This is a genomic window from Kitasatospora sp. NPDC088346 (assembly GCF_044740765.1).
Classification (GTDB): Bacteria; Actinomycetota; Actinomycetes; order Streptomycetales; family Streptomycetaceae; genus Kitasatospora.
The window spans coordinates 1-12390 of record NZ_JBIURH010000019.1 but is presented as its reverse complement, the minus strand read 5'-3'; the positions used below and the strand labels follow the sequence as shown (position 1 = coordinate 12390).

Annotated in this window: 12 protein-coding genes; 7 read left to right on the top strand and 5 right to left on the bottom strand. The window is 74.9% G+C overall.

The features are described 5' to 3' along the window. Positions 1-80: 80 nt before the first annotated feature. Both ACIOFR_RS23420 and sigK read right to left on the bottom strand, forming a co-directional pair. Entirely contained in the window at positions 81-833 is a 753-nt protein-coding gene (locus ACIOFR_RS23420) for an anti-sigma factor domain-containing protein (protein WP_401000310.1), read from the bottom strand. Further along, on the bottom strand, positions 830-1414 hold the full coding sequence (gene sigK / locus ACIOFR_RS23415; protein ID WP_401000308.1) for an ECF RNA polymerase sigma factor SigK: 585 nt from the start codon (positions 1412-1414) through the stop codon (positions 830-832). Before sigK ends, ACIOFR_RS23420 begins: the two co-directional genes overlap by 4 nt. Before the next feature lie 310 nt (positions 1415-1724). Here sigK and ACIOFR_RS23410 point away from each other — a divergent pair, with 310 nt between their 5' ends. The 4 genes from ACIOFR_RS23410 (at position 1725) to ACIOFR_RS23395 (ending at position 6935) form a co-directional block, all read left to right on the top strand. Beyond that, positions 1725-2801: a spore photoproduct lyase family protein gene (locus tag ACIOFR_RS23410; RefSeq protein ID WP_401000306.1), complete on the top strand. Its 1077-nt coding sequence runs from the start codon at positions 1725-1727 to the stop codon at positions 2799-2801. A gap of 43 nt (positions 2802-2844) precedes the next feature. Continuing rightward, on the top strand, positions 2845-4338 hold the full coding sequence (locus ACIOFR_RS23405) for an SDR family oxidoreductase (RefSeq protein WP_401000304.1): 1494 nt from the start codon (positions 2845-2847) through the stop codon (positions 4336-4338). A gap of 120 nt (positions 4339-4458) precedes the next feature. Next, on the top strand, positions 4459-6063 hold the full coding sequence (locus tag ACIOFR_RS23400) for a molybdopterin-dependent oxidoreductase (protein WP_401000302.1): 1605 nt from the start codon (positions 4459-4461) through the stop codon (positions 6061-6063). A gap of 206 nt (positions 6064-6269) precedes the next feature. Then, complete coding sequence (locus tag ACIOFR_RS23395; RefSeq protein ID WP_401000300.1) at positions 6270-6935, top strand: fasciclin domain-containing protein; 666 nt, start codon at positions 6270-6272, stop codon at positions 6933-6935. A gap of 73 nt (positions 6936-7008) precedes the next feature. Here ACIOFR_RS23395 and ACIOFR_RS23390 read toward each other — a convergent pair whose 3' ends face one another. Continuing rightward, entirely contained in the window at positions 7009-7851 is an 843-nt protein-coding gene (locus tag ACIOFR_RS23390) for a UbiA family prenyltransferase (RefSeq protein WP_401000298.1), read from the bottom strand. A 77-nt stretch (positions 7852-7928) separates the two neighbouring features. Between ACIOFR_RS23390 and ACIOFR_RS23385 the strand changes: the two genes are divergently transcribed. From ACIOFR_RS23385 to ACIOFR_RS23375, 3 genes are read left to right on the top strand one after another with little or no spacing between them, the layout of a single operon-like run. Then, entirely contained in the window at positions 7929-8996 is a 1068-nt protein-coding gene (locus ACIOFR_RS23385; RefSeq protein WP_401000296.1) for a type III polyketide synthase, read from the top strand. A gap of 6 nt (positions 8997-9002) precedes the next feature. Beyond that, positions 9003-9542 (top strand): isoprenylcysteine carboxyl methyltransferase family protein, encoded by a 540-nt coding sequence (locus ACIOFR_RS23380; RefSeq protein WP_401000294.1) that lies wholly within the window; start codon positions 9003-9005, stop codon positions 9540-9542. Then, on the top strand, positions 9539-10567 hold the full coding sequence (locus ACIOFR_RS23375) for an NAD(P)/FAD-dependent oxidoreductase (protein WP_401000292.1): 1029 nt from the start codon (positions 9539-9541) through the stop codon (positions 10565-10567). Before ACIOFR_RS23380 ends, ACIOFR_RS23375 begins: the two co-directional genes overlap by 4 nt. A 41-nt stretch (positions 10568-10608) precedes the next feature. On the opposite strand, the gene ACIOFR_RS23370 is transcribed toward ACIOFR_RS23375, so the two are convergent. Next, positions 10609-11877 carry a cytochrome P450 gene (locus tag ACIOFR_RS23370; protein ID WP_401000290.1) on the bottom strand — a complete coding sequence of 423 codons (1269 nt, stop codon included), beginning with the start codon at positions 11875-11877 and terminating at the stop codon, positions 10609-10611. A gap of 44 nt (positions 11878-11921) precedes the next feature. Next, a complete protein-coding gene (locus tag ACIOFR_RS23365; protein ID WP_401000288.1) occupies positions 11922-12125 on the bottom strand; it encodes a ferredoxin in 204 nt (67 codons plus the stop codon). Positions 12126-12390: the final 265 nt, after the last annotated feature.

Sequence of the window (12390 nt, the reverse complement as noted above, 5' to 3'; positions counted from 1 at the left end):
CACTTGCGTTCCACCAGCCATTCGGAGCACACGGGGAAACGGATTGGTGGCCTTCGGTCAGGGGCTCACCCGACGGCCGGTCAGGTGAAGTCGAGCAGCATCATCGGGGAGCCGGTGGGGTGCGCGGAGCCGCCCGCCGGTTCGACGGTCACGCCGATGCCCGCCGCGCCCTGGATGCCGCCGGCGAGCAGCAGCGAGCCGTCCGGGCCGGGCAGCAGTCCGGCGGGACGCATCGTGCCGGCGTCGTTGAACCAGATCTCGTACGCCTTGTCCGGGGGCAGCGTCGGCAGCCCGGAGGCGAGGAAGCCGGCCTGGCCGAGGGTCTCCGACCAGACCACCGTGCCGACGCCGCCGCCGGCCGTGCCGGTGCTGGTGCGGGCGTCCGGGGCGGTGAGCAGGCTGCTGAAGCGGGCCTGCTGCTGCTGGAGGGCGGCCGCCTCGGCCATGGCCTGCTCGGCCCGGTCGTGCTGCTGGTAGGCGAGGCCGCCGAGGGTCGCCGCGACGGCCACCGAGGCGGCCAGCGCCAGCTTGGGCCACTGGCGGGCCAGCCTGCCGGGGCGGCGGCCCGCGCCGTCCTGGTCCGGCTCCGAGGAGACCGGGGCGAGCTGGCGGACGGTGCCGATGCCGGCCAGCACTCTGGCCTTCATCTCGTGGGGCGGCACGACGGCCTCGGCCGCACCCAGCCGGGCCAGCGTGGAGGTGAACTCCCGGACCTCCTGCTCGCAGGCCGGGCACTGGGAGAGGTGCTGCTCGAAGGCGTGCCGTTCGGCCTCGCCGAGGGCGTGGGTCGCGTAGGCACCGGTGAGCGTGTGCAGGTCGGCAGCGGTCGTCACGATCCCACCCCCAGGCAGTCGCGCAGCCGGATCAGGGCATCGCGCATACGGGTCTTGACGGTGCCCAGCGGCGAACCGAGCATGTCGGCGACCTCCCGGTAGGAGTATCCCCGGTAGTACGCCATCGTGACCGACTCCCGCTGGAGCTCGGTCAGCCCTTGCAGGCAGCGCCGGACCTGCTCGCGTTCGAGCCGGCCCTCGACCTGTTCGGCGACCTCGTCGAAGGCGGGGGCGTGCGCCTGGGCGGCGGCCCGCTGGTCCCGGTCGGCGGCCGCCTGGGCGGCCCGGACCCGGTCGACGGCGCGGCGGTGCGCCATGGTCAGCACCCAGGGCATCACCTCGCCCCGCTCCGGCCGGTACCGAGCGGCGGTGCGCCAGACCTCCAGCAGGACCTCCTGGGCGACCTCCTCCGACTGGGCGGGGTCGCGCAGTACGCGGCGGATCAGCCCGAGCACCGGGCCGGCCACCACGTCGTACAGGCGGCTGAAGGCGTCCTGGTCCCCGAAGGCGACCCGGGCGACGAGCTCCTGCAGGTCGGGGCCGCGCCGGTGCGGACCGGAGAGGTGCACGACGGTGTTCACCGGCCCACCTCCGGGCGGCGGTCGGCGGCCCGGACCACCGGTCGCGGCGGACGGGCCCGGGTCGGGTCCATCGGGTAGGCGGCTGGCATGGGGGACCTCCGGGAGGACGGCGGGGCGCGGCCGGGTGCTCCGCAGAGCCTCCGGCACCGGTTGTTCGTAGCGGACTCCGGGACGGATGGGTGCCGCGGTCCGGAGATTTCGTCCGATCATGGACCGGACGCGCCGCTTTTACCAGGAAATCCCACCAATCGGCGGGCGGCCGGGCGACGAATAGGCTGTGCCCCGCTCTCCCCGGAAGGACCCACCCGCCGTGCCCGCCGACCAGCGCCCCCGCCACCTGCTCGACGTCCGCGAGATCTACGCCGAACCCGCCGCCGCGGCCTCGCCCCGCGGCCGGCAGGTGCTGGAGCGGTTTCCCGGGGCCCGGCTGATCGAGGTCGGCTCGCACTGGCAGATCCCCCACCTGCACGGCAACGCGGGCAACGTGGAGCGCTGGGCCCGGATCAAGAGCGAGGTGCTGGTGCTCGGCGTCAAGAAGTCGCTCACCGCCCGCGAGAACGGCCGGTCCGCCGACTGGATCGCCCCGAGCTCCGCCAACGGGTGCGCGCTGGCCTGCGCGTACTGCTACGTGCCGCGGCGCAAGGGCTACGCCAACCCGATCACCGTGTTCACCAACATCGACCGGATCATCGGATACCTGGGCCGCCACATCGCCCGGCAGGGCCGCAAGCCGGAGCCCAACCAGTGCGACCCGACGGCCTGGGTCTACGACATCGGCGAGAACAACGACTGCGCGGTGGACGCCCTGGTCTGCGACAACACCGCCGACCTGATCCGGGCCTTCCGGCACTGGCCGGGCGCCAAGGCCTCGTTCGCGACCAAGTGGGTCAACCGGGACCTGCTGGACCTCGACCCGCGCGGCCGGACCCGGATCCGGTTCTCCCTGATGCCGCCCGCCGACGCCCGGCTGCTGGACGTCCGGGCCGCCACCGTGCCCGACCGGCTGGCAGCGGCGGCGGACTTCCAGGAGGCTGGGTACGAGGTGCACTTCAACCTGTCCCCGGTCGTCCTGCGGGAGGGCTGGGAACGGGACTGGGCCGAACTGCTGCGCCGGATGGACGACATCCTGCCGCCCGCCGTCAAGGCGCAGGCCGCGGCCGAGATCATCATGCTCACCCACAACCAGGAACTGCACCACGTCAACCTGGGCTGGCACCCCAGGGCCGAGGAGGTCCTGTGGCGTCCGGAGCTCCAGGAGCCGAAGCGCTCGCAGAACGGCGGCCTGAACGTCCGCTACCGGGCCGGCCGCAAGGCCACCGCCGTCGCGGAGCTCCGGGCCCTGGTCGAACGGCACGCGCCGTGGCTGCGGATCCGCTACGCGTTCTAGCCCGGCCCCGGCCCCCGCGCGAGCCCCGGCCACGGGAGACGAGATGACGGACGAACCCACCGGCGGCAGGCTCTGCCTGGTCACCGGCGCGACCGGATACATCGGCGGACGGCTGGTCCCCGAACTGCTGGCGGCCGGCCACCGGGTGCGCTGCCTGGTCCGCGATCCCGGCCGGATCCGCGACTACCCGTGGCGGGCCGACGTGGACACCGCGCGGGCGGACGTCACCCGCCCCGAGACCCTGGCCGGCGTGTTCGACGGCGTCCAGGTCGCCTACTACCTGGTGCACTCGCTCGGCACCGGCCCGGCCTTCGAGGAGCGCGACCGCGAGGCCGCCCGGGCGTTCGGGGACGCGGCGGCCCGGGCCGGCGTGCGCCGGATCGTCTACCTCGGCGGGCTGGTGCCGCCCGGCGCCGCACCCGACTCGCTCTCCCCGCACCTGCGCTCGCGCGCCGAGGTCGGCCGGCTGCTGCGGGAGAGCGGCGTCCCGACCGCGGAACTGCGCGCCGCGGTGATCATCGGCTCCGGCTCGGCCTCGTTCGAGATGCTGCGCCACCTCACCGAGCGGCTGCCCGTGATGGTCACGCCGAACTGGGTGGACACCCGGATCCAGCCGATCGCCGTCCGGGACGTGCTGCGCTACCTGGTCGGGGCCGCCGGCCTGCCGCCCGAGGTCAACCGGCCCTTCGACATCGGCGGGCCGGACGTGCTGACGTACCGCGAGATGATGCTCCGCTACGCCCGGATCGCCGACCTGCCGAAGCGTCTGATCGTCCCGGTACCCGTCCTCACCCCCCGGCTGTCCAGCCACTGGGTCGGCCTGGTCACACCCGTCCCCAATTCGATCGCCCGGCCGTTGGTGGAGTCGCTGCGGCACGAGGTGGTCTGCCACGAGCACGAGATCGCCCGGTACGTGCCCGACCCGCCCGGCGGGCTGATCGGCTTCGAGCGGTCCGTCCGGCTGGCCCTCAAGCGGATCCAGGACGCCGAGGTGACCACCCGCTGGTCCTCCGCCTCGCTGGCCGGCGCGCCCAGCGACCCGCTGCCGACCGACCCCGACTGGGCCGGCGGCAGCCTGTACGAGGACCTCAAGGAGCGCGAGGTCTCGGCCGCCCCGGCGTCCGTCTGGCGGGTGGTCGAGTCCATCGGCGGCGAGAACGGCTGGTACTCCTTCCCGCTCGCCTGGGCGGTGCGCGGCTGGCTCGACCGGCTGGTCGGCGGGGTCGGCCTGCGCCGCGGCCGGCGCGACCCGGAGCGGCTGAGGGTCGGCGACTCGCTGGACTTCTGGCGGGTGGAGGAGATCGAGCCGGTCAGCCTGCTGCGGCTGCGCGCCGAGATGCGGCTGCCCGGGCTGGCCTGGTTGGAGCTGCGGGTCGACGACGACGGGTACGGCGGCACCGTCTACCGGCAGCGGGCACTGTTCCACCCGCACGGCCTGGCCGGGCACGTGTACTGGTGGTCCGTCGCCCCGTTCCACTCCTTCGTGTTCGGCGGCATGGCGCGCAACATCACCGAACGGGCCCGACTGCTTCCGTGAACCCGCCCAGGCAGCGGTCGACTTGCCGTCACACGCCGTCAACCAGGCACGATGCGGCTCGCGTTCACTCGTCGAAGTGATGTCGAAATTCGCACCCATCCGCCCGGCCCGCGGCACCGAATGCAGGACGTGACCACCGAGACGCCCACCCCGAACCCGGCCATCGCCGCCGCTCCGCGAAGCCGCCGCAGCCGCGCGGCCCGCGCGGCGGCAGCCGCGGGGACCGGACTGGCGGCCGCCGCCGCGGCCGTCGGGATCGGCGAGCTCGCCGCCGCCCTCACCGGCCCGGACAGCGCGCCGGTGATCGCCGTCGGCTCCGCCGCCATCGACCTGACGCCGACTCCGCTCAAGGAGTACGCCGTCCGGACGTTCGGCACCGCCGACAAGCCGGTGCTCCTGGGCGGGATCTACCTGACCATGACCGCGCTGGCCGCGCTGGCCGGCGTGCTCGCGGCCCGCCGGCCGGCTCTCGGCGGGGCGGTTGTCGCGTCGTTCGGCGCGGTCGGCGTCTGGGCGGCGCTGTCACGGTCCACCGCCACCCCCGCCGACGCACTGCCCTCGGCGGCGGCGGGGGTGGTGGGTGCGGCGGCGATGGTCGTGCTGGCCCGGCTGCTGCGGACGGCGACCGCCGTGCCGGCACCGGAGCCGGCCGGCCCGAGCCGGCGCGCGGTGCTGTCCGCCACCGGCGGCACGGTCGCCCTCGCCGCGCTCTCCGGGTTCGGCGGCCGTACCTACGCCGACAGCCGTTACGACGTGAGCGCGGCCCGGGACGCCGTCCGGTTGCCCGCCCCCGCCGTGCGGTTGGCGCCGCCGCCGGCGGCGGCCCACCCCGGGGTTCCCGGTCTGGCGCCGTTCCGCACGCCCAACGCCGACTTCTACCGGGTCGACACCGCGCTCACCCTCCCGAGGATCGACCCCCGGGACTGGAGTCTGCGGCTGCACGGCCTGGTAGACCACCCCGTGACGATCGGCTTCGACGAGTTGCTGCGGCGCCCGCTCCAGGAGCTGGACTACACGCTCACCTGCGTCTCCAACGAGGTCGGCGGCCCCTACGCGTCCACCGCCCGCTGGCTCGGCGTCTCCCTGCCCGACCTGCTCCGGCAGGCCGGAGTCCGGTCCGGCGCCGACCAGTTGGTGGGCCGCTCCAAGGACGGCATGACCATCGGCACCCCGCTGGACGCCCTGCTCGACGGCCGGGAAGCCCTGCTCGCCGTCGCCATGAACGGCGAGGTGCTGCCGGTCGCGCACGGCTTCCCGTGCCGCAGCCTGGTGCCCGGCCTGTACGGGTACACCTCGGCCACCAAGTGGCTGGTCGACCTGGAGGTGACCACCTTCGCCGCGTACGACCCCTACTGGGTCAAGCGCGGCTGGGACCGCACCGGCACCGTCCGCACCGCCTCCCGGATCGAGGTCCCGGCGGCCTTCGCCCGGGTGCCGGCCGGGGACGTGACGGTCGCCGGCAGCGCCTGGGCCACCCACCGCGGCATCGCGGCGGTGGAGGTCCGGGTGGACGGCGGGCCGTGGGCCGAGGCGCGGCTGGCCACCGATGCCGGACCCGACCTCTGGCGGCAGTGGAGCTACGACTGGACGGGTGCCCGCCCCGGCACCCACCGGATCGAGGTCCGCGCCACCGACGCCGGCGGCGCCGTCCAGCCCGAGGCCAGAGCGGCCCCCTTCCCCGCCGGAGCCACCGGCTGGCACTCGACGGTGGTCACCGTCACCTGAACCCTCCCCGAACCCCCTGAGGCCTCCAGCCCCCTGAACCCCCTGAGCCCTCCAGCCCCCTGAGCCCTCCTGCCCCCGAGTCCCTCGACCCGGATTCCCCGCAGTACCCGAAGTCCCCCGAAGTCCGCGCGACGGCACCGCCTTGCCCGGACCGCCTCACGTCACCGATGTTCCCTTCATCAACCGCCATCCAAGGAGCAGTTGCCATGTTCGTCACCCGCATCCAGTCCGTCGCCACCCTGCTCGCCGCCGGCACGCTCGCCCTCGGCCTCACCGCGTGCAGCAGCGACAGCTCCTCCGGCTACGGCGCGCCCGCCGCGGCGCCCGCGGCCCCGCAGGCCGCCGCCCCGGCGGCGGCGGGCGCACCGTCGACCGCCCCGAAGGCCGCCGGCGGGGCGGACGCGCCGTTCGGTGCCGCCTGCGCGGCCGTGCCGAAGGACGGCTCGGGCAGCTTCGCCGGGATGGCCAAGGACCCGGTCGCCACCGCGGCCTCCCACAATCCGATGCTGTCCACCCTGGTCAGTGCCGTGACCGCGGCCGGGCTCGGCGACACCCTCAACTCCGCGCAGAACATCACCGTCTTCGCACCGACCAACGACGCCTTCGCCAAGGTCCCCGCCGACCAGCTGAAGGCGCTGCTGGCCGACAAGGACAAGCTGACCAAGGTGCTCACCTACCACGTGGCGCCCGCCCCGTTGGCTCCCGCGAACCTGGCCGGCGCCCACAAGACGCTGGAGGGCGCCGACCTCAAGGTGGCCGGCGCGGGCCAGGCCTACACGGTCAACGGCAACTCCAAGGTGCTGTGCGGCAACGTCCAGACCGCCAACGCGACCGTCTACATCGTCGACACCGTGCTGATGCCCGCCTCCTGACCCGACCGGCGCCACCGCCCGGTGGCGTCACGGTCCCGAGCTCCCACGGTTCGGCCCTGGCCCCCTCCCTCCCTCAGGCCAGGGCCGAACCGCGGGCCAGCAGCAGGGCCACGTCGATCGCCGCCACCCCGAGGGCCGCCAGGAACGGCCAACGGCCGCGCGGCAGCAGCAGGGCCGGCAGCACCAGCAGCGCGGTCGCCGCCAGCGCGCCGCGGCCCGCCGCACCGGCGGGGCCCGGCGGTGCCACCACCAGGACGGCTGACGCCGCCGCCAGCAGCACGGCCGCCGCCGCACCGGCCCCGGCCCGCCCGAGCCTTTGCGGCAGCCCCCGGACACCGGCCGCCAGGTCGTCGTCCAGATCGGGCAGCACGTTCGCGAAGTGCGCGCCGACGCCGAGCAGTCCGGCCGCGAGCACCACCCAGGGGTAGGGCCGGGGAGCACCCGGCAGCCCCAGCGTGACCAGGGCCGGCAGCAGCCCGAACGCCAGCGCGTACGGCGCCCAGGACAGTACCGTCCGCTTCAGCCCCAGGTTGTACGCCCACGCGGCGGCCACACCGGCCAGGTGGGCCGCCCCCGCGGCCGGACCGCTCGCCAGCGAGAGCGGTACGCACACGACCAGTGCGGTGAGCGCGGCCGTCCGGACCGCGGCCGCGTCCAACTCCCCGGTGGCGAGCGGCTTGTCCCGCCGCCGCGCGTCCCGGTCCCGGCACCGGTCGACCAGGTCGTTGCTCCACCCGACCGACAACTGCCCCGCCGCGACGGCCGCCCCCACCGAGACGGACCCCGGCACCCCACGGCCGCAGGACACCGCCAGTGCCGTCGCGAACAGCGTCACCGCCGCCGCCGGAGCCGGATGGCAGGCCCTCAGCAGCGCACCCGGACGCAGGACCGCGGCAGCCGCGCTCTCGTTCGACATCCCCCGATGGTAGGGCGGGACGCGCCCGGTTCAACCGATTGATGAGGGTATGTCAGCGACATCCCTATGCTGGGTCGGTGACCCGAATCGTGGCAGTGACGGGCGTCGTACCGCCGCACCGGTACCGGCAGAGCGAGCTGGCGGACACGTTCGCGACGGCCCTGCGGTTACCCGCCGACAGCGGCCGGGCCGTGCTCGACCGCGTGCACACCTCGGCCGGGGTCGACACCCGCCACCTGGCGCTCCCGCTCGCGCAGTACGCCGAGTTGAGCGGATTCGGCCGGGCCAACGACGCGTACATCGCCGCCGCGCTGGAGCTCGGCGAGCAGGCCGTGACCGGCGCGCTGGCCCAGTGCGCACTGACCGCCGACGCGGTCGACCTGGTGATCTCCACCTCCGTCACCGGCATCGCCGCGCCCTCCCTGGAGGCGCGCCTGGCCGGCCGCCTGGGCCTGCGGCCGGACGTCCGGCGGATCCCCGTCTTCGGCCTCGGCTGCGCGGCCGGCGCCGCCGGGGTCGCCCGGCTGCACGACTTCCTGGCCGGGAACCCGGACGGCGTCGGGCTGCTGCTCTCCACCGAGCTGTGCTCGCTCACCCTCCAGCGCTCCGACGGCTCCGCCGCCAACCTGGTGGCCGGCGCCCTGTTCGGCGACGGCGCCGGCGCCCTGCTCGCGGTCGGTTCCGGGCACCCGGGCCACGCGTCCGCCACCGGGCCGACCGTGCTGGCCACCCGCAGCAGGCTCTACCCCGGTACCGAGCACCAGCTGGGCTGGGACGTCGTCGACACCGGCTTCCGGATCGTGCTCGGCGCCGAACTCCCCTCCCTGGTAAGGCTGCACGTAGCCCAGGAGGTCGAGGCGTTCCTCGCCGGGCACGACCTCAAACCCCGCGACGTCACGGCCTGGATCTGCCACCCGGGCGGCCCCAAGGTGCTGGACGCCCTCGCCGACTCGCTCGACCTGCCGTACACCGCACTGGAGTTGAGCCGGCGGTCGCTCGCCGCGGTCGGCAACCTGTCCTCCTCCTCGGTCCTGCACATCCTGCGCGACACGCTCGACCTGCGCCCACCGCCGCCCGGCTCGTACGGGCTGATGCTCGCCCTCGGGCCGGGCTTCGCCTCCGAACTCGTCCTCCTGCGCTGGTAGTTGCCGATGACTCCCTACACCGTCCTGATCCTGCTGGTCGCCCTCGAACGGCTGGCCGAGCTGGTCGTCGCCCGCCGCAACGCGGCCTGGAGCCTCGCCCTCGGCGGCACCGAGCACGGACGCGGCCACTACCCGCCGATGGTGCTGCTGCACACCGCCCTGCTGGTCGGCTGCCTCCTCGAACCCGCCCTCGCCGACCGGCCGTTCCTGCCCGCCCTGGGCTGGCCGATGCTGGTGCTGGCCCTCGCCGCACAGGGGCTGCGCTGGTGGTGCATCGGCACCCTCGGCACCCGCTGGAACACCCGGGTGATCGTGGTGCCCGGCCTGCCGCTGGTCTCCGCCGGGCCCTACCGGTGGCTGAACCATCCCAACTACCTGGCGGTGGTGGTCGAGGGCTTCGCCCTGCCACTGGTCCACACCGCCTGGGTCACCGCGCTCTGCTTCACCCTGCTCGACCTGGCGCTGCTCCGGGTCCGGATCCGCTGCGAGGACGAGGCACTCGGCGGCGGCCCGGCGGCGGCGGCCGGGCCGGGAGCGCCCGCGTGATCGACCTGCTGGTCGTCGGCGGCGGCCCCGCCGGGCTGGCCACCGCGATCGGGGCCGCCCGGGCCGGGCTGGAGGCCGTGGTGGCCGAACCCCGGCCGTCCCCGGTCGACAAGGCCTGCGGCGAGGGCCTGATGCCGTCCGCCGTCCGCGCCCTCGAACGGCTCGGGGTGGGCGTGCCAGGCCGGCCCTTCCACGGCATCCGCTACCTGGACGCGGACACCGGCCGCGGCGCCGAGGCCGCCTTCCGCACCGGGCCCGGCCTGGGTGTGCGCCGCACCGCCCTGCACGCGGCGCTCGCCCGGCGCGCCGACGACCTCGGCGTGCGAGTGCTGCCCGTCCCGGTCCGCGAGTTCCACCAGGGCGCGTTCTCGGTGCGGGCCGCCGGGCTGACCTGCCGGCACCTGGTGGCCGCCGACGGCCTCCACTCGCCCACCCGCCGCGCCCTCGGCCTGCACCGGCCACCCGACCCGGCCGCCCCGAGCCGGTACGGGCTGCGCCGGCACTACGCGGTGGAACCGTGGAGCGGGTCGGTCGAGGTGCACTGGTCGGCGCACGCCGAGGCGTACGTGACACCGCTCGCGCCGGACCTGGTCGGCGTCGCGCTGCTCACCGGCGACCGCGCGCCGTTCGAGGAACAGCTGTCCCGGTTCCCCGTCCTGGCCGCCCGGCTGGCGGGTGCCCCGGCGCGCACGCCGGTCCGTGGCGCCGGGCCGCTGCGCCAGCGGGTCCGGGCCCGGGTACGGGGGCGGGTCCTGCTGGTCGGGGACGCGGCCGGGTACCTGGACGCGCTGACCGGCGAGGGACTGTCGGTCGCGCTCGCCTCCGCGGAGGCGCTGGTGCGGTGCGTCGCGGCGGGGCGCCCGCAGGAGTACGAACGGGCCTGGCGGCGCGCCTCGCGCAGCTACCGCCTGCTGACGGGCGGGCTACTGTGGGCACGTCAGCAGCCCGCGCTGGCCACCCGGATCGTCCCGGCGGCGGTCGGGCTGCCGGGGGTCTTCCGGGCCGCCGTCAACCTGCTCGCCTGAGGACGGCGGCGGGGCGCCGCCCGACCCGCCGCCGGCCCGCGTCACCAGCTGACGGGCAGCTCCCGCAGGCCGTGGACCAGCGACTCCTCGCGGATCTCCACCTCCTCGAAGGGCACCGCCAGGCGGAGGTCGGGCAGCCGCCGGAGCAGCGTGCCCAGCGCGATCTGGAGCTCGGCCCGGGCCAGCGGCTGACCGAGGCACTGGTGGATCCCGAAGCCGAAGGCCAGGTGGCGCCGGGCGTCCCGGGTCACGTCCAGCCGGTCGCCGTCCTCGAACATCCCCGCGTCGCGGTTGGCCGTGGACACCATGCACAGCACGCCCTCGCCGGCCCGGATCAGGGTGCCGTCCAGATCCACGTCCTCCAGCGCGACCCGGGGAAGGCCCAGGTGGACGATGGTCAGGTAGCGCAGCAGCTCCTCGACCGCACCCTTGATCAACTCGGGCTGCGCCCTGAGCCGCTGCGCCTGCTCGGGGTGGTGCAGCAGGGCCAGGGTGCCGAGCGCCGTCATGTTGGCGGTGGTCTCGTGGCCGGCGACGAGCAGCAGCAGCCCCATGGCCGCCGCCTCCGCCCGGGTGAGCTCGTCGCGGGCGACGAGCCGGCCGAGCACGCTGTCGTCGGGCTCGCGGCGCTTGCGGTCCGCGAGGTCGCCCAGGTAGTCGGTCAGCGCCCGCTGCGCGGCGTCGACCCGGTCGATGTCCACCCGGATGTCCAGCAGGGTGCGGCTGTGCCGCTGGAAGAACTCGTGGTCGGCGTACGGCACTCCGAGCAGCAGGCAGATCACCAGGGACGGCACCGGCAGGGCGAACTCCTGCACCAGGTCGGCGGGCCCGCCCTTGGCGATCATCGCGTCGAGCGCCTCGTCCACGATCTGCTGGATCCGCGGGCGCAGCGCCTCCACCCGTTTGATGATGAAGTCGCCGGTCAGCATGCGCCGTTGACGCGCGTGCTCGGGGTCGTCGAGGCGCAGGAAGCTGGGGGTGGTGCGGGTGATCAGCTCACGCCGTCCGGGCACCAGGAACGGGAAGCCGGGGACCCGGGCGTCGGCGCTGAAGCGGTGGTCGCCGAGGACGGCCCGGGTGTGTCGGTAGCCGGTCAGCAGCCAGCAGGGGGCACCGTCCCAGAGGGAGACCCGGGTGATCGGGCCCTCGCGGTGGGCCTCCTGGTAGGCGGGCGGCGGGTCGAACGGGCAGCCGCCGTGGGCGGCCGGCACGGCGAGGGGGGCTGCCGCCCGGGTGGAGGTGTCGGAGCCGGTGGTGGTGGTGGTGTCGGTCGCATCGTCCGGCCGGGCGGTCGGGGTGTCGGTGGTCATGCGGCTGTGCTCCTTCCAACTGGGTGGAGTCCGGCCGGTCCGGATCAGCCGGGGTCGCCGTGCACGGTGATGGCGTTGCCCGGGCAGAGCGCCGCCGCGAGCCTGACGTCGGTGGCGAGTTGAGGCCCTGGGCTCTCCTGGAGCAGCCGGACGAGTCCGTCCTCCTCACCCTGGTCGAAGACGGCGGGCACGGTGAGCACGCACTGGCCTGAGCCGCAGCAGCGGTCCTGATCGATGATCACCTGCATGGTGGGCACCTCGGTCCGTGGGGTGAATCGGTTTCGCTTGGCAACCATTTCACGGTAGCCCAATCCGGTCCGCACACGAAGGTCCAGTACGCGAACGACACGAGTTGGCCGGAAACCGGCGGTGCGGCGGAGGCCTACGCGAAATCCCGTGCGGGCGAACGCCGGTGACGGACCCTAGAAGGCTCGTGAAGATCTTGGGTTCTGGCCCCGCCGCGTGAGCGGCGGGGCCAGACTGCTTCTTGTGGCAATGGGGGAATGGGCCGGG